Annotated in this window: 14 protein-coding genes and 2 pseudogenes; 10 read left to right on the top strand and 6 right to left on the bottom strand. The window is 71.9% G+C overall.

The window, feature by feature from the left end; genetic code table 11:
- Positions 1 to 102 precede the first annotated feature (102 nt).
- Positions 103 to 1035: a hypothetical protein gene (locus IH50_RS0116040; protein ID WP_030861820.1), complete on the top strand. Its 933-nt coding sequence runs from the start codon at positions 103 to 105 to the stop codon at positions 1033 to 1035.
- Between the two features lie 88 nt (positions 1036 to 1123).
- Here the strand turns inward: IH50_RS0116040 and IH50_RS0116035 are convergent, their stop codons facing one another.
- Entirely contained in the window at positions 1124 to 1522 is a 399-nt protein-coding gene (locus IH50_RS0116035; protein ID WP_030861819.1) for a VOC family protein, read from the bottom strand.
- A gap of 92 nt (positions 1523 to 1614) precedes the next feature.
- On the opposite strand from IH50_RS0116035, the gene IH50_RS0116030 reads away from it, so the two are divergent.
- Together IH50_RS0116030 and IH50_RS0116025 are read left to right on the top strand one after the other, a co-directional pair.
- Positions 1615 to 2604 carry a helix-turn-helix transcriptional regulator gene (locus IH50_RS0116030; RefSeq protein WP_030861818.1) on the top strand — a complete coding sequence of 330 codons (990 nt, stop codon included), beginning with the start codon at positions 1615 to 1617 and terminating at the stop codon, positions 2602 to 2604.
- Between the two features lie 65 nt (positions 2605 to 2669).
- Entirely contained in the window at positions 2670 to 4193 is a 1524-nt protein-coding gene (locus tag IH50_RS0116025) for a glycoside hydrolase family 43 protein (RefSeq protein WP_030861813.1), read from the top strand.
- 618 nt (positions 4194 to 4811) lie between these two features.
- Here the strand turns inward: IH50_RS0116025 and IH50_RS0116020 are convergent.
- On the bottom strand, positions 4812 to 5291 hold the full coding sequence (locus tag IH50_RS0116020) for an ATP-binding protein (protein ID WP_030861811.1): 480 nt from the start codon (positions 5289 to 5291) through the stop codon (positions 4812 to 4814).
- Positions 5292 to 5731: 440 nt separating this feature from the next.
- Here IH50_RS0116020 and IH50_RS0116015 point away from each other — a divergent pair, with 440 nt between their 5' ends.
- The 3 genes from IH50_RS0116015 (at position 5732) to IH50_RS0116005 (ending at position 9496) form a co-directional block, all read left to right on the top strand.
- Complete coding sequence (locus IH50_RS0116015) at positions 5732 to 6295, top strand: dihydrofolate reductase family protein (RefSeq protein WP_030861810.1); 564 nt, start codon at positions 5732 to 5734, stop codon at positions 6293 to 6295.
- A 458-nt stretch (positions 6296 to 6753) separates the two neighbouring features.
- On the top strand, positions 6754 to 7302 hold the full coding sequence (locus IH50_RS0116010) for a TetR/AcrR family transcriptional regulator (protein ID WP_030861808.1): 549 nt from the start codon (positions 6754 to 6756) through the stop codon (positions 7300 to 7302).
- Positions 7303 to 7327: 25 nt separating this feature from the next.
- A complete protein-coding gene (locus IH50_RS0116005; RefSeq protein ID WP_030861806.1) occupies positions 7328 to 9496 on the top strand; it encodes an MMPL family transporter in 2169 nt (722 codons plus the stop codon).
- Between the two features lie 123 nt (positions 9497 to 9619).
- Here IH50_RS0116005 and IH50_RS0116000 read toward each other — a convergent pair whose 3' ends face one another.
- Together IH50_RS0116000 and IH50_RS42555 are read right to left on the bottom strand one after the other, a co-directional pair.
- A complete protein-coding gene (locus tag IH50_RS0116000) occupies positions 9620 to 9961 on the bottom strand; it encodes a hypothetical protein (RefSeq protein ID WP_030861804.1) in 342 nt (113 codons plus the stop codon).
- A 285-nt stretch (positions 9962 to 10246) separates the two neighbouring features.
- Positions 10247 to 10357, bottom strand: a pseudogene (locus IH50_RS42555) (IS5/IS1182 family transposase); the annotation flags it as partial.
- A gap of 252 nt (positions 10358 to 10609) precedes the next feature.
- Between IH50_RS42555 and IH50_RS0115995 the strand changes: the two are divergent.
- Both IH50_RS0115995 and IH50_RS0115990 read left to right on the top strand, forming a co-directional pair.
- Positions 10610 to 11647 carry an SPFH domain-containing protein gene (locus tag IH50_RS0115995; RefSeq protein ID WP_030861802.1) on the top strand — a complete coding sequence of 346 codons (1038 nt, stop codon included), beginning with the start codon at positions 10610 to 10612 and terminating at the stop codon, positions 11645 to 11647.
- Positions 11644 to 12555, top strand: a complete 912-nt coding sequence (locus IH50_RS0115990) for an NAD(+)/NADH kinase (protein WP_030861800.1) — start codon at positions 11644 to 11646, stop codon at positions 12553 to 12555. Before IH50_RS0115995 ends, IH50_RS0115990 begins: the two co-directional genes overlap by 4 nt.
- 380 nt (positions 12556 to 12935) lie before the next feature.
- Here IH50_RS0115990 and IH50_RS0115980 read toward each other — a convergent pair whose 3' ends face one another.
- A complete protein-coding gene (locus IH50_RS0115980) occupies positions 12936 to 14555 on the bottom strand; it encodes a family 43 glycosylhydrolase (RefSeq protein WP_030861795.1) in 1620 nt (539 codons plus the stop codon).
- A gap of 447 nt (positions 14556 to 15002) precedes the next feature.
- On the opposite strand from IH50_RS0115980, the pseudogene IH50_RS0115975 reads away from it, so the two are divergent.
- A pseudogene (locus IH50_RS0115975) lies at positions 15003 to 15326 on the top strand (response regulator transcription factor); the annotation flags it as partial.
- Positions 15320 to 15742 carry a TSUP family transporter gene (locus tag IH50_RS0115970; protein WP_420709061.1) on the top strand — a complete coding sequence of 141 codons (423 nt, stop codon included), beginning with the start codon at positions 15320 to 15322 and terminating at the stop codon, positions 15740 to 15742. The pseudogene IH50_RS0115975 and the gene IH50_RS0115970, both read left to right, overlap by 7 nt.
- Positions 15743 to 15779: 37 nt before the next feature.
- Here the strand turns inward: IH50_RS0115970 and IH50_RS0115965 are convergent, their stop codons facing one another.
- Entirely contained in the window at positions 15780 to 16061 is a 282-nt protein-coding gene (locus IH50_RS0115965; RefSeq protein ID WP_018845516.1) for a metal-sensitive transcriptional regulator, read from the bottom strand.
- Between the last annotated feature and the right edge of the window lie 58 nt (positions 16062 to 16119).

The raw sequence follows: 16119 nt of genomic DNA, 5'->3' as shown, positions 1-16119 counted from the left end.
ACGTGAGAGGACGAGAACGAGTGCACCGTCGTCCTGGAGCATCACCGCACCGTCCTCGACGAGTTGTCCGCCGGCCCCGTAGGCGCCGTCTACGCTCTTGACATGCAGCGCAGCGATGTCACGCGGGACGACGGCACATGGGTGGGCCTGTCCTTGGACGTACGGGACCGCCACCGGCCGGAGCTGTGCGTTTTCAGCGCGGGGCCCCGGCTGCTGATCTCCCAGCTGTCGCGGCCTGTGCTGCTCGCCGTCGTCGAAGAGCCCCTGCAGGGCGTGGACTTCCGGCGTACCGATGAATACCGCTCCTTCGTTCCGCCGCTGCGCGCCGACGTGGGGCGTGCCCTGTCGGGCAGTCCGCAACGGTGGGCTCACCGCTTCGCGCGGTACCTCATCGGCTCGCCGGGCAGCCCGTTGCACGAGGGCCGGTGGCTGCTCTCGTGCGAGAGCCCGCTCCCGCACTGGCGCCACGCTGCCACTTCGCATGCCGAGTACTGGAGCTCGATGCTCGTCGAGGGTCATCCGGACGGATACATCGACTGGTTTCTCCACTCCACATCGTTCGAGATCCTGCCGCTGCGTCCCCTGCCCGGTCCGGGCGACAGCCGGGTCAAGGCGTACCGCAAGCAGGTCCGTGAGGGGACGCTCCCGCCCGTTCTGCTGTGGTGGGTCAGTGGTCTGGACTGTCATCTGATCCTGGACGGTCACGCACGGCTCGCCGCGGCGATCGCCGAGTCCGTCGATCCTCCGCTGCTGCAACTGCACCGCACGGTGCCGCGCGACGAACTGCCCGCACGTGTCGAGGACGCCGTGGGCTTCTACGAGGACGAACTGGCCCGCTTCGCCGGACTCCGCGCCCTCCACGGTCCCACCGTCCCGGACGGCGCCGCCATCGCCGGCCCACAGCTCGCCCGTCTCCTCCACGGCCTGGACACCGCGAAACAGCCGACCTGGGCCTGGCCCCTGCCCGGAGGGGAGGACCGGTGGCGTCGCATCGCACGCGAGGTGACCACCGGCAGGGGCCGGCTCCGTTCCTGAGCCCTGCCGGTGGCTCCTGGACCCGGTGGCCGCGTTCATCGGGAGTCCTGGGATCCCAGGGCTCCCGCGTGAGCGGCCTTGTCCGGCGTCAGTGTGCGAACTTCTCCCTGGCCGCCGGGGTGACGGGGGTGAAGAAGTTGACGAGGTTGCCGTCGGGGTCGCGGAACAGCAGCGACCGGTTGCCCCAGGGCATCGTGGTGGGCTCGTTGACGAAGTCGGTGACGATGCCGGTCAGGTTCCGGTGGACGCGGTCCACGTCGTCGACGAGGAACTCGGTGATCACGCTGTGGTTGTCCGCCGGGCGGGCGGAGCCCGGGGCGAACAGCGGGACGGTGCGGGTACCGGCGATCGCGAGGGTGGCGCCCGAGGTCCTGAGTTCGGCGAAGTCCTCGGTGGCCCACGTCGCCTGCGCCCCTGTGGCGCGCTCGTAGAACTCGACAAGGCGCGCGACGTCGCCGGTGATGATGCGGATCGAGACGAAGTCCATGGGGGTCTCCTTGCTGTGCTGGAAGCGTGCACCGCGCAGGCTAGAAGAGATAGTGGACGGAATCGGTCCGGTATCCGCGTTACGCTGCGAACATGCCTCGACCCACCGGCCGCGTGCTGACGCTCCTGGAACTGCTGCAGTCGGGCGGCACCCGGACGGGGGCCGAACTCGCCGCCCGGCTCGGCGTCGAAGAGCGCACCGTGCGGCGGTACGTCAACCATCTGATCGACCTGGACGTACCCGTGGAATCGGTGCGCGGCCGCTACGGCGGGTACCGGCTCGCTCCCGGGTACCGCTTGCCGCCGCTGATGCTCGGCGACGACGAGGCGCTGGCCGTGCTGCTCGGCCTGGTCGCCGGCCGCCGGACGGGACTGACGACGGCGGAGCGCGCGGCGAGCGAGACGGCGGCGGCGAAGATCCGGCGGGTGCTGCCCCGGCACGTCGCCCGCCGGCTCGACACGCTCCTGGAGGCTCTCGCCTTCACGGACCGCCCCGGTGAGTCCGACCCCCCGGACGCCGGTGTCCTGCTCACGGTCGCCGACGCGGTACGTCACCGCCGGCCGGTCTCGATCCGCTACACCGACCGTGACGGACGGCGCAGCGAACGCACGCTGCACGCGTACGGGATCGTCGCCCACGCGGGCCGGTGGTACGTCACGGGCGAGGACGCCCGGCTCGGCGAGGACCGGACCTTCCGGCTCGACCGCATCGCGGACGCGCGGACCCTGCCCGGTTCCTTCGAGGCGCCCGCCGGCCCCGGTCCGGCAGAGCGCGTGCTGTCGGCGTTCGCCACGGCCGAGTACCGGCATGAGGTGACCTTGCGGATCCACGGGACGGTCGAACAGGTCCGTGCCCGTCTTCCCGCCGGCGTCGCGAGCCTGGAGGAACACGATCCCGCGGCAGGCCGGGACCCGGCGGCCGAGCGCTGGCTGCGCGTCGAACTGCGGGTGGAACGGCTCGACTGGCTGCCTCCGGTACTCGCCTCGCTCGACCGGCCGTTCGTCATCGAGCGTCCCGATGAACTGCGCCGTCTCGTCACCGCGCTCGCCGATCGCCTCGCGTCCTGCGCTCGTGAAGCCTGACCGGCAATACACCTAGACTCGCTCCACGGCGCCCGGCGGCTCGAAGGGGAAACGTTTCAGTGCATATGTACGACAATCCCGTGATCAGCGGGTTCCATCCCGATCCGAGCGTGTGCCGGGTCGGCGACGACTACTACCTGGTGTGCTCCAGCTTCGAGTACTTCCCCGGGCTGCCGCTCTTCCACAGCAAGGACCTCGTGCACTGGGAGCAGATCGGCAACGTGCTCGACCGGCCCGGACAACTGCCGCTGCCCCTCCCCGGCGCCAAGGCGTCCGGAGGCCTCTACGCCCCCACGATCCGCCACCACGACGGCCGTTACTGGGTCATCAACACCAATGTCGACGGCGGCGGCAACTTCGTCGTCTCGGCCGAGCGGCCCGAGGGGCCGTGGAGCGACCCGGTGTGGCTCGACCTGACCGGGATCGACCCCGACCTGGCGTGGGAGGAGGACGGCACCTGCTGGTGCGCCTTCTCCGGCCCCGCAGGGGGCATCAACATGGCCAGGATCGACCCGGTCGAGGGCAAGGTGCTGGAGGGGCCCTTCGCCACCTGGTCGGGCAGCGGCCTCAAGTACCCCGAGGCGCCCCACCTCTACCGCATCGGCGACTGGTGGTATCTGCTGATCGCGGAAGGCGGCACGGAACGCGGCCACAGCGTGTCCGTCGCCCGCGGCCGCTCGCCGCGCGGCCCCTGGGAGGCCGCACCCGCCAACCCCCTGCTGTCCCACAGCGGTACCGCCCGCTCCATCCAGAACACCGGCCACGCCGACCTGGTGCAGGCTCCCGACGGCAGCTGGTGGATGGTGCTGCTCGGCGTCCGCCCCCGCGGCTTCACGCCCGACGTGCACGTGCTCGGCCGCGAGACGTTCCTGACCCCCGTGGAATGGGACGAGGACGGCTGGCCCGTCGTCGCACCCGTCCCCGAGAACCACGCGGCCCCGGGCGGCGCCTGGCATCCCGTTCCGGCCCCGCCCGCCCGCGACGACTTCGACGGGCCCGCTCTCGCGCCGCACTGGATCTCGCCGTTCGCCCGCCCGGAGGGCTCCTGGTCGCTCACCGAGCACCCCGGCCGGCTGGTCCTCAACGCCACCGGCCCCACCCTCGACCGTCCCGGGTACACCTTCGTCGGCCGCCGCCAGCAGCACCACGACTGCCGCGTCACCGCCCTGATCGACCCGGGTACGGGACGCGGTGGTCTCTGCGTACGCCTGGACGAGGCCCACCACTACGAACTGGAGGCCGGGGACGGGGAGGTCGGCGTCGTCGCCCGGATCGGACCGCTGCGCCAGACCGTGGCCCGCCGTCCGGTCCCGGCCGGGCCGCTGACCCTCACCGTCACGATCCGGACGTCGGGCCTGGTGCCCGCGTCGCCCGAACTCACCGACGGCGGCACCACCGGCCCCGACACCATCGCCTTCTGGCTCGGTGATCCCGACGCTCCGGACGCCCGGCCGCTCGCCGAACTGGACGGGCGCTACCTGTCCACCGAGGTCGCCTGCGGCTTCACCGGCCGCGTGATCGGCATGTACGCCATCGAGGGCGCGGTCACCTTCGACTGGTTCGAGTACGCCCCGGCGCCGTCCGTGTGACGCACGGTGCGCGGGCGGGCGCCGCGCACCGGCGCGGGCGGTGTCCCTCTCACGGTCTTCCCGAACGGTCGACGTGCTCCCCGGCCTGAAGTCCGGGGATTCCGGCACGGGCCGGCTGCCCCTTCCGGGGGCTTCCCGCTTCACCGCGCCGTGCGGGCACGAGCGCCCGTCCTACCGGACCTCCGCCCGCCCGGCGGCGGCGATACGGCGCCCTTGAAAACGCCGTCCGGTCCCGGAGGCCCGCGTGGGCGTGGAGCGCACGCCGAGGGCCCAGGTCGCGGACGCGTCTCATCATGCGGTCGGGGTCGCTCGGCAGCATGCCCCTTTGGCCATGCGGCGAGGGGGGTGGTGCCGAAGGAGCGGTAGGCGGCATGCCATGCCTCGACGCGCGGGGCGCTCTCGTCGGCGAGTCGCCCTGCGCCGTCGTCGGGCCGGGCACCGGGACATGTCACCTGATCATGACCGTCCGCATTCCGCCCGGTCCTGGCACGGCGGCCTGACCGGCACGGCGCAAGGCAGCGCGAGGCTCGACGCCGTGCGCGGTGAAGAGTGTGGCGCGGTTGACCTCGCTGTTCCGTTGCTCCGCAAGCGAGAGTGTCACGCCGGGGGCCGGACCCTCTACAGCGGTTGTCGTCCGGCGAATCCGCCGCCGGGGTCGTCGGCCAGGGCGAGGCGGGCAGTGATGCGTTTGCCCACCGGCTCACGTCGCACCTCGAAACCCTGGGCGACGGCCATCACGATCTCCAGGCCGTGCTGGCCGACCCGGCCGGCATCCGCGGCCCGGGCGATCGGCAGCGCCGGATCGGAGTCCCACACCGACACCTCCACCGTGTCACCGGCGATGCGCAGGTCCATCAGCGCCGGACCGGGAGCGTACTTACGGGCGTTGGTGACCAGCTCACTGACCACCAACTGCGTCACATCCATCGCACGCCGGGAGACCGGCAGGCCGTACTCGGCCTGCACCCGGGCAAGAAAGCCGACGGCCAGGTGACGGGCCTGAGCGATACCCGCCCCGCCCCCGTCCAGCACGAGCGTGGCCTGGACGGCCCTCTCCCCCGGCGCAATACCGTCCCCGCCCACGGGCACTGCTGCCATCCCCGCCGCCCTCACCGCACTGTTCACCACCCAGCGCGCATACCCGCCCGTGCGCGGCACACACCCCGCGCCCCTCACCCTCCCGGCCTCGGTGGCACGGCCCATGGCCGTGGTCTCGCCGAAGCCCACCCGTGGTCTGCCGGCCGATGGCCCGACGTGGAGACCGGTGCGGCCGTGGGGCGAGGTGTGACCGCGGTGCTCTTCGTGTGAACAACGCCGCACGCCGGCATGGCGATCACGCGGTGGGGGAAATGGGTGATGACCATCCGTCATGTGCCGATGGTGGCGCGGGACCGCCGCCGGCTGTCGTCACCACGCACTGCTGCCGGCGTCGCGCATGCCCTTGATCACACGATCGGCCACCTCGTCCGGGCCGGTCCACAGGACGTGACGACGGCTCGCGGTCGTACCGTCGAACCCGTTACCGAGGAGGGTTTCCGATGCGCAGAGTGACCTATTCGATGGGCGTCTCACTCGACGGCTACATCGTCGGGCCGGACGGCGGCTTCGACTGGACGGCGCCCGACGAGGAGGTCTTCCGCTTCTGGATCGACGAGATCCGGGAGGTCGGCGTTCACCTGATGGGACGACGGCTGTACGAGACGATGCTGTACTGGGAGACCGCCGACCAGGATCCCTCGCTCGACGAGGCGTCGCTCGAGTGGGCCGCGCTCTGGAAGCCGCTGCCCAAGGTGGTGTTCTCCACCACGCTGTCGGCGGTGCGGGGCCATGCCCGTCTGGCCTCCGGCGGCCCGGCGGAGGAGATCGGGCGGTTGAGGGCCGGGCCGGGAGAGGGCGACATCGCGATCGGCGGCGCGACCCTCGCCGCCGAGGCGGCCGCGTCGGGACTGATCGACGAGTACCGGGTCATGGTCTACCCCGTACTGGTAGGTGGTGGTATTCCGTTCTTCCCCCGGCACGAGCGCCGGGTGGACCTCGAACTCGTGGAGACCCGCACCTTCGGCTCGGGAGTCGTCCACCTCCGCTACCGCGTGGCGCACTAGCTGTTGCGGTACAGGAGGTTGCCGACGTCTGGGCAAGTCCTCGTCCCGTCGTAGCGACGCAGGGAACCTACGGATGCGGTCCGCAGGCGTCAGCGCCGGCAGTGGGGAAACCGGCAGGGACGAGCACCTCGAAGAGTTCGACGGGCACGCACACCCGAACCGTTTCGCCTGCGGGGCGATTCGAGGTCGCAGTCGGTCCGGTGCCCGGTCTCCTTCCCGTACACGAAGAAGCGCGGTCGTTCGCCGTCGGCCGCCGGGAGCGAACCTCGCGGCAGTACGCCGAGCCCGGTCGTGATCGAACTGCCGTGCTGCGGTGGCTCCTTCGCCCGCGGAGCCGCCGGGGAGAGGGAAGGCGGTGTGCGGACCGTACAGGCCCCGGACAGGAAAGGTGACGCACGTCATGGCGACACACTGTCCGATCGGTCAGTTCTGACCGATCGGACAGTTATGGTGAGGTCATGGCACGCTCCGCCTCCGCCATGCGCGGTCAGATCCTGGAGTCGGCGCTGCGGCTGTTCGCCGTGCACGGCTTCCGCGGCACCTCGTTGCAGGACATCGCCTCCGACGTGGGCTGCTCGAAGGCGTCACTCCTCTACCACTTCGCCGGCAAGGAAAAGATCCTCACCGAACTGCTGACCCCTGCCCAGGACGCCCTCGCCGCGCTGCTCGACCGCGTGGCCGGGCTGGAGGGCGGCCGGCTGGTGGAGGAGACCGTCGTCGGATACGTCGACCTGACGCTGCGGTTCCGCCGCGAGATCAGGCTCCTCTTCGAGGACATCGCCGAGATGTCCTGCCACCAGGACCTCGACGTCATCGAGTTGGCGGACCGGCTGCTGGACGCGCTGGCCGGCCGCTCGCAGCACCCGCCGGCCCGGGTGGCGGCATGGATGGTGCTGGGCGGCGTCTTCGTCACCGGCGCCACCGATGACGAGGTGGCACCGGACGAGGTGCTGCGTGCCGAAATGATCCGCAGTGCGCTGCGGACGCTTGACCACACCCCCAGTTGACCCCTAACGGAAAGACCCCTCCCCCATGGCGACCTTGCTGTACCGGCTCGGGCGGTTCTCCTTCCGCAGAAGAGGCCGAATAGCCGCCCTCTGGCTGCTCCTGCTGACCCTGCTGGGTGTCGGAGCCGCCGGCCTGATGGGCCCGACCAGCGACAAGTTCTCCATGCCGGGCACCGAGTCCCAGCGGGCGCTGGACGACCTCGACCGGCAGTTCCCGCAGGCCGGAGGGGCGACCGGCACCATCGTCGTCGCCGCGCCCGAGGGTGAGAAGCTCTCCCCCGCCGCGGTGGCGCCCGTGGTGAAGGAAGCCTCCGGGATCGACGGCGTCACCGCCGCCATGGACCCGTTCCAGGCCGGCTCCGTCTCCCAGGACGGCCGTTACGCCCTGATCCAGGTGCAGTTCGACGAGGCCGCCGACGAGGTCACCGACGAGCAGAAGTCGGCCTACGAGGCCGTCGGCACCGACGCCGAGGGCCTGCGGATCGAGCACGGCGGCGAGGTCATGGGCGGTGAGGTGGAGGTCGGCTCCACCGAGGCGCTCGGCGTCCTGGTCGCCGCGGTGGTCCTGGTCGTCACCTTCGGCTCGCTGGTCGCCGCCGGCATGACCCTGCTGAACGCGCTGATCGGCGTCGCCGTCGGCATGGCCGGCCTCTTCTCCCTGACCAGCGTGATCGAACTGACCTCCACCGCCCCCATCCTGGCGCTGATGCTGGGCCTGGCCGTCGGCATCGACTACTCGCTCTTCATCACCTCCCGCTACCGCCAGTACCTCGCCGAGGGCCTGGAGCCCGAGGAGGCCGCCGGCCGCGCGACCGGCACCGCCGGCTCCGCCGTCGTCTTCGCCGGTGCCACCGTCGTCATCGCCCTGGCGGGCCTCTCCGTCGTCGGCGTTCCCTTCCTGAGCGTGATGGGCCTGGCCGCGGCGGGCACCGTCGCCGTCGCCGTGCTGGTCGCCCTCACCCTGCTGCCGGCCTTCCTCTCCTTCGCCGGTGACAGGATCCTGCCGCGCAGGCAGCGCCGCGCGGGCCGAAAGCCCGCCGAGGAGGGCGTCGTCGCCGAGGGCTTCGGCTTCACCTGGGGCCGGCTCGTCACCAGGCTGCGCGTACCGCTCCTGGTCGTCGGCGTCCTCGGCCTGGGCGTGCTCGCCCTCCCGGCCCAGGACATGCGCATGGCCCTCCCGGACGCGGGCACCGCCGCCGAGGGCTCCCCCGCGCGAGAGGCGTACGACCTGACGTCCGAGGGCTTCGGCGAGGGTTTCAACGGCCGTCTCATCGCCGTCGTCAACGGTGAGGACGCGCGGTCCACCGGGGCGGCCGCCGAGAAGGCCACCGCGCTCATCAAGGACACCGACGGCATCCTGGCCGTGGCCCCGCCGCAGCTGAACGAACAGGGCACCACCGCCCTGCTGGCCGTCATCCCCGAGGCCGGCCCGACCGCCGTCGCCACCGAGGACGCCGTCCACGACATCCGCGACCGGGTCGCGGACATCGAGGACGCCGACATCGCCCTCACCGGCGCGACCGCCCTGGGCATCGACGTCTCGGAGAAGCTCGCCGACGCCCTGCCGGTGTATCTGCTCCTGGTGGTGGGCCTGTCCTTCCTCCTGCTCATGCTGGTCTTCCGGTCGGTCCTGGTGCCGCTGAAGGCGGCCCTGGGCTTCCTGCTCACCGTGGGCGCGACCTTCGGCATCACCGTCGCCCTCTTCCAGGAGGGCCACCTCGCCGGCCTGGTGGGCGTCGACACCCCCGGCCCACTGGTGAGTTTCCTGCCGATCCTGCTCATCGGCATCCTGTTCGGCCTCGCCATGGACTACGAGGTCTTCCTCGTCTCCCGTATGCGCGAGGACTTCGTCCACGGCGCCGACCCGCAGGCGGCCATGGTCAGCGGCATGGGCCACAACGCCCGTGTCGTCACGGCCGCCGCGCTCATCATGACGTCCGTGTTCGGAGGCTTCGTCCTGATGGACGACCCGATCATCAAATCCATCGGGTTCGCCCTCGCCGTCGGCGTGGTCATCGACGCCTTCGTCGTCCGCATGGCGCTGGTACCGGCAGTGATGTCCCTGCTCGGCCGTGCCGCCTGGTGGCTGCCGGGGCCCGTCGACAAGGCCCTGCCCGACCTCGACATCGAGGGCGAGAAGCTGAACCGGCGGCTGGACGCGGAGACACGCGACGAAACCCCCGTCCCGGTCTGACCCGCGCACCGGACGGCAGTTCGGAGGACGGGGCCCGCGCGGCGGCCCCGTCCTTCCTCGTTCCCCCCACCGCTACCGCTTCGACGAGAGCGCGGAGACCCCCGGTGGGGCGTGGAACACGGGTCACCTGTTCCTGGCACACCGCAGGATCGCGTACACGTCCTCCTCGAACCGCAGGCGCCGGACGAGAAAGCGCCGGTACCTGATCGGGAACGAGAAGGTGGACCGGGCTCCGGTGCGGTGTTCGACCTCGACCATCACCGCCGTGTCCAGCCTGGGCAGCCGCCCGAGCAGGAGCGGGAGGACCCAGCCCCATGTGCGCGAGTCGACCGCGTTCCCGTAGACCAGAGCGGCGCACCGGTTCGTTCCCAGCTTTTCCCGTAGGGCACCGGCGAAAGAGCGGGCGGAGCGTGGACCGTCCCAGTCGACGTGCTTGCCCAGTTCGCCGAAGTCCACCTGCGTCACAACGGCATCGTCATCGTCACCGTCACGAAGCGTGATCCATTGCAGCCGGACGCCCCTTCGACGGGTCCACGTCCGGGGGGTGACCCGTACGACCGTCTCGAGGACATGGATGCAGTCCGCGCGCACGTGAACAGGAAGAGAGCCGAGTTCGGCCAGGATCGCCTCGCCCCGCACCGCCGTGCCCGCCCCCCACATGGTGTGATCTTGACTGGCCGTAGGGTAACGCAGCCTGGATCCGGCAGTGCGTCGCAAAGAGTGCGTCGGGTGATCCACAGGTAGCCACGGGTGTGCGCGGGCTGCGGCCAGGTCATGCGTGACACCGGGCAGCGCGGGCGAGGCCCACGGCAGTCGTCCGAACAGGACCGTGCGGACTCGGACGTTCATCCCGTGCCGCCTCACGCGCGTGGCGATGGACGGTCGCGACACCGGGCCTGGTGGCACGCTGCGCACAGGTGTCGCCGCACCGCGGGTGGGCCAGGGCCGGCAGGGTCTGCCACCCGGCCGTCGCCACCGGGTGCCGGCCTTCCGCCGCCGACTCCCCCTGCCTACGGGCGCGACAGCCACGCCACACCCACCCTCCATTCTCGTCCTCTTGACGATAAGAAAGTTCCGCATTATCGTCAAGAGGACGAAAAAGAAGGGGATCCCATGGCCGACATCACCCGGCGTCTGGGCTGGCGCCACCTGCGTTCCACGCCCACGGCCCACATCCGTCACCACCGCGGCGGCAAGCTGGTGCACGACGGGCCAGGACTCGGCTTCTGGTTCCGCCCGTTGGCCGCCGCACTCTCCGAGGTGCCGGTCGAGGACCGGGAGCTGGCCATGGCCTTCCGCGCCCGTACGGCCGATTTCCAGGACGTGTCGGTGCAGGCGACCGTCACCTACCGGATCGGCGACCCGGCACTCGCCGCGGCCCGCCTGGACTTCTCCGTCGACCCCGACACCGGAGCCTGGCGCGGGGCCCCGCTGGAGCAATTGGGCACACTGCTCACCGAGACGGCCCAGCAGCACGCGCTGGACGTGCTGGCCCGCACCCCGCTGTCCGCGGCGCTGGTCGACGGGGTGGCCGCGGTGCGCGACCGGATCGCGGAAGGTCTCGGCGCCGAGCCGCGGCTGCCGGCCACCGGGATCGAGGTGGTGGCCGTACGGGTCATGGCGGTGCGTCCCGAGGCGGAGGTGGAGCGTGCGCTGCGCACGCCCGCCCGGGAGCTGATCCAGCAGGAGGCCGACCGGGCGACGTATGAGCGGCGGGCCGTCGCCGTCGAGCGCGAGCGCGCCATCGCCGAGAACGAACTGGCCAGCCAGATCGAACTCGCCCGCCGCGAGGAACGGTTGGTGGAACAGCGCGGGGCGAACGCGCGCCGTGAGGCGGAGGAGGGCGCGGCGGCGGACCGGGTGCGCGCACAGGCCGAGGCGGCGCGCACGGTCAAGCTCGCCGAGGCCGAGGCCGCCCGTTCGGTGGCGCTCGCCCGCGCGGAGGCCGAGGCGGCGCGCGAGGTCGGCGAGGCCCGGGCCGAGGCCCAGGCGGCCTGGCTGCGCGTCCACGGCGATGTCGACGTGGCGACGCTGCACGCGCTCACCGGAACCCGGCTGGCGGAGAACCTGCCGCGCATCGACAGCGTGACCGTCTCGCCGGACGTACTGACCGGGCTGCTGGCCCGGTTCGGCGGCGGGTCCCGGGGATGAGTCTCGCCCCGCGGGCCGTCCTGGTCCACCGCACCACGGAGTACGAGGAACTGGTGGCCCGGCACGGCACCCATGGACAGGCCGCCTTCTTCCTCTCCTCCCGTGGCCGGGACCTCGGGGAAGTCGCCGAACGCCACCGCCGCGCGCACCGGGCGCTGGCCGAGGTGACGGCCGCGGTCCCGCTGACCTGGCGGCAGGCCCGGGTGGAGCGGAGCGATCTGGACCGTTTCCTGTTCGCCCCGGAGGACGTCGTGGTCGTGGTGGGACAGGACGGACTGGTGGCCAACGTGGCCAAGTACCTCGCCGGGCAGCCGGTGGTCGGTGTCGATCCCGAGCCGGGGCGCAACCCCGGCGTGCTGGTGCGGCACCGGGTGGCCGACGCGGCGGCGCTGCTGCGCGGCGCGTCCACGGCCCGGGTGGACGAACTCACCATGGTCGAGGCCGTCGCCGACGACACCCAGCGGCTGGTCGCGCTCAACGAGATCTACCTCGGCGCCGTCGGACACCAGACGGCCAGGTACCGCCTGGGCCTGGAGGGCGACGGGGGTGTCGTCGAGGCCCAGGCTTCCTCCGGGGTGCTGGTGGGCACGGGCACCGGCGCGACCGGCTGGCTCCGGTCGGTGTGGCAGGAGCGTGGCAGCGCCCTGCGGCTGCCGCACCCCACGGAGGACCGTCTGCTCTGGTTCGTCCGCGAGGCCTGGCCGTCGCCGGCCACCGGGACATCCCTGGTGGCCGGCGAACTCGCCGCCACCGGCCGGCTGCGCCTCACCGTCGAGTCCGAACGCCTCGTCGCCTTCGGGGACGGCGTGGAGGGCGATGCCCTGGAGCTGACGTGGGGACAGACGGTACGGGTGGGCAGGTGCGAGCAGCGGCTGCGGCTGGTGACACACGTTCCGGGACAGCGGTGACCCGACGAGGCGGAACGTCGGGTACGCGAGAGGAAACGCCCCGAGGAAGCCGAGCGCCACCAGCCGGACCACGGCCTGTCCGACGGAACCGTGGTCGGACTCGAGAGGCCGTTCGTCATCGTCGCCTGTGAGTGGGACGGGTTCAGGGCCCTGCTCTCCGTGGACGCGGGCCGGGTGGTGCCGCGTTCGCGGCGCGGCACCGGGACGGCGGCCCCGTTCCTGAGGGACTTCAGCCGACACGCCACGATCCATGCCGCCACGGTCACGCAGACACCCGGTCGGCGCCGTGACCGCGGGCGGGACCGGCCCCGAGGGGAGGACCCGGACAGCCCTCCCCCGGCGGCCGCTCCCTCTGGAAGCGACGACGGCGCTTCGCGGTGCTAACGAAGTGCGCGCCAGGTCGCCTCGTCGAAGTCGGCGGGCAGGCCGCCTCCGGTGAGGTCCCAGGCCCACATGCCGACGAACGCACCGGTGAAGCCGAGAGCCCGGATCCGCCCGTCCTCGAATTCCTCCGCGTGCTCGTCGGACAGGACGGTGGCGTCGAGCGGCGGTCCGAGGGGCTGCCAGTCGTCGCCGGTGGCGTAACGGAAACGCAGGACGGCCCCCCGCAGGTCGAGACCGAGACGCAGGCGGCGGGTCTCACCGAGAGACACCTCGCCGGCTTCGTCCACGCTCAGCGCGCCGCGGTCGCAGCCCGCCACCCGCAGCACCGTCCGCCCCTCGTCGTCCGCCGTGACGTGCAGGAAGTACCAGTTGCGCGTGTTGTAGTACGCGGTGATCCCGGCCAGGTGCTGGAAGGACCGCGGCCGGTACTCCACCGTCGCCTCGAAGGCACCGTCCGCGGACGTCACCCGGCGGCCCACCAGACTGGGGCCGGTCAGGCTCTGCGGGGAGCGGCCGCCGTGCAGCCGCAGATGGGAGGGGCGGGCGGTGAGGGAGACCCAGTCGGGAGCCGCGGGGCGCCGCAGCGTGGACCACTGCGGCCCGAGCACCGGCCGGTCGAAGCCGTCCGCCTCACCGGCCTCCGTCCGCGTCACCTCGTTGTCGCCGGCGGGCCGGTCCGGAGCGGGAATCTCCAGGGCGGGCAGGCCGGTGGGGACGCGCGGCCATCCGTCGTCGGTCCAGGTGACGGGCGCCAGCGCGGTCTCACGGCCGAGCACGCACGGCCCCTGGCGGCCCTCGGGCCGCGCGACGAGGTACGCCAGGTACCACAGGCCCTTCCCGGCGTCGACGAGACTGCCGTGCCCGGCCTTCTGCAGGGCCAGGTTCGGATGGTGACGGGCAGTGATCAGAGCTCCGTGCGGGTCGCGTTCGTACGGACCGGTCAGCGTGCGGGAGCGGGCGACGGTGACCTGGTGGTCATAGCCCGTGCCGCCGTCCGCGGTCAGCAGGTAGTACCAGCCGGCACGCCGGTAGAGGTTGGGGCCCTCGATCCAGCCGGCCTGCGGCGGCAGCGCGATACGCACCGGCTCACCGACCAGACGGCACGCGGACCGGTCATAGCGGGTCGCCTCCAGACCGGCCGAGCCACCGTGCCCCGGACGCCAGTCGTGCACCAGGTTCAGCAGCCAGCTGTCGGGACCGTCATGGAAGAGGGACGCGTCGAAGCCCCGCGCGTGCAGCGGTACGGGATCGGACCAGGGGCCGTGGACCGACGGCGCCGTGGTGAGGTGGTTGGGACAGTCGGTGAAGCCTCCCGCATAGGTGGAGACGTTGCTGTAGACCAGGTGGAACAGCCCGTCCGCGTAGGAGAGGTTCGGCGCCCACACTCCGCCGGAATCCGGGCAGCCGGTGAGATCGAGCAGACGTGTGGTGTCCAGAGCGCCGCCCAACGGCCGCCACCGCACCAGGTCACGGGAGTGGTGCAGCCGTACGCCGGGGTGCCACTCGAACGTCGAGGTCGCCAGATAGAAGTCGTCACCCACGCGCAGCGCGGACGGATCCGGGTGCGAGCCCGGCAGGACCGGATTGTGGATGGTCTGGGCAGCTGGTTGCCACATGTGCCTCGTGTGCCTCTCGAACCCTGGATGACCGCACTGTGAAAACATGGACCGTAATGTCGAACACGCTTGCGTGCAACGAGGTGTGGGCAGCAACTCCGGCTCACCCGCGCGGACGGAGAGCGGTGGACACCGGTCCGCCCGAAGAAGGACGGTGCTCAACGGCAGTGCTCCGAAACCGCCGGGGGCCTCCTCCCCCGCTGCCGTCGAGGACTCCGCCTCCTCTCCGAAAGGCTTCACAGGCGCGCAGAAGTCCCGGCACGGCACACTGGATCCCCAGGTCCGCCAGGACCCCGGACGCGCATCGGCGGACGGTGGAGTTCTCGTCGACGGCGGATGGTACGGCCGGTTCGGCACCCTGAAGACCCGTTCCCGGCGCCGCCCGCGCGGCAACGCGCTGGTGGTGCGGACTAGCGGGGTGTGGCAGGGAGGCGCAGGCGTCCGTCGTTCACTCTCAAAGACGCCCCGCCCGAGGACCTGGCCGCCGCCGTCCGCACCGCCGCCGCCGGACGCACCACACTGGCGCCCGCTGTCGCGGACCGGCTGATGAACCGGCTGCGCGCACCGGGCAGCGCCTTGACCCGGCGCGAGACCGAAGTCCTCACCCTGGTCGCCGACGGCCTGTCCAACCGGGCCGTCGGCGACCGCCTCCACCTGACCGAAGGCACCGTCAAGTCCCATCTGGCCCGCGTCTACGCCAAGCTCGACGTCGAATCGCGCACCGCCGCCGTCGCCACCGCCACCGACCTCGGCCTCATCCGGAGGTGGTAGGAAGCGCGGCAGGTCCGCGCCACGCCGCCACCGGCTCGGCAGCCGGCGGAGCAAGGGCCGCCAAGGCAGCCGGCACCGGCGCCGGACTGGGCGCGCTGACCGGACTGCTCGGGGTCGGTGGAGGCTTCCTCGCCGTCCCGGCCCTGGTCACGGTGCTGGCGTTCGAGATGCGGGCCGCCGTCGGCACCAGTCTGCTGGTCATCTCGGCGAACTCGCTGGCCTCCCTGGCCACCCGCGGCGCCACCACCGCCGGCATCGACTGGACGGTGATCGGCCCCTTCACCGGGGCGGCGGTCCTGGGCGCCTGGGACGGCAAGCGCCTGGCCGCCAAGGTCACCGGCACGCCCCTGCGGCGCGCCTTCGCCGTCGTACTGCTGACCGTGGCCACCCTCATGCTGATCGACGCCCTCACCTGACAGGTCGGGCGGTGATCCGGTACTGCGGCACCACGGCTCAGGCCAGAGAAAGGAACAGTTTCTCCAGCCGGGCACGCATCTGCTCCCGGTCACCGGAAGCGGCCATGTCCGCATCGGTCAGGCAGTGCTGCAGACCGGTGGCGATGATCGCGAAACCCGCCTTGTCCAGAGCCCGGGACGCCGCCGCGAGCTGCGTGACCACGTCCTCGCAGTCCCGCCCCTCCTCAATCATCTTGATCACACCGGCGATCTGGCCCTGCGCCCGGCGCAGCCGGTTGACCACCGTCTTCAGTTCCTCAGCCGCCATCGCCAGTTCCACGACCCACACTCCTTCGAGATACCCCCGTGGGTACCTTACCGAAGGGGTGACTCCAACC

Source organism: Streptomyces sp. NRRL S-37 (assembly GCF_000721605.1).
Taxonomy (GTDB): domain Bacteria; phylum Actinomycetota; class Actinomycetes; order Streptomycetales; family Streptomycetaceae; genus Streptomyces.
The sequence above is the reverse complement of the archived record's forward strand: the minus strand, read 5'-3'. Positions and strand labels throughout refer to the sequence as shown.

Bases quoted from the DNA above. Each gene is read 5' to 3' on its own strand.
- IH50_RS0116040 (WP_030861820.1), top strand. From the start codon at position 103: ATGCAGCGCAGCGATGTCACGCGGGACGACGGCACATGGGTGGGCCTG.
- IH50_RS0115995 (WP_030861802.1), top strand. From the start codon at position 10,610: ATGGCCGACATCACCCGGCGTCTGGGCTGGCGCCACCTGCGTTCCACG.
- IH50_RS0116030 (WP_030861818.1), top strand. From the start codon at position 1,615: ATGCCTCGACCCACCGGCCGCGTGCTGACGCTCCTGGAACTGCTGCAG.
- IH50_RS0116015 (WP_030861810.1), top strand. From the start codon at position 5,732: ATGCGCAGAGTGACCTATTCGATGGGCGTCTCACTCGACGGCTACATC.
- IH50_RS0116025 (WP_030861813.1), top strand. From the start codon at position 2,670: ATGTACGACAATCCCGTGATCAGCGGGTTCCATCCCGATCCGAGCGTG.
- IH50_RS0116035 (WP_030861819.1), bottom strand. From the start codon at position 1,522: ATGGACTTCGTCTCGATCCGCATCATCACCGGCGACGTCGCGCGCCTT.
- IH50_RS0115990 (WP_030861800.1), top strand. From the start codon at position 11,644: ATGAGTCTCGCCCCGCGGGCCGTCCTGGTCCACCGCACCACGGAGTAC.
- IH50_RS0115980 (WP_030861795.1), bottom strand. From the start codon at position 14,555: ATGTGGCAACCAGCTGCCCAGACCATCCACAATCCGGTCCTGCCGGGC.
- IH50_RS0116010 (WP_030861808.1), top strand. From the start codon at position 6,754: ATGGCACGCTCCGCCTCCGCCATGCGCGGTCAGATCCTGGAGTCGGCG.
- IH50_RS0116020 (WP_030861811.1), bottom strand. From the start codon at position 5,291: ATGGCAGCAGTGCCCGTGGGCGGGGACGGTATTGCGCCGGGGGAGAGG.
- IH50_RS0116005 (WP_030861806.1), top strand. From the start codon at position 7,328: ATGGCGACCTTGCTGTACCGGCTCGGGCGGTTCTCCTTCCGCAGAAGA.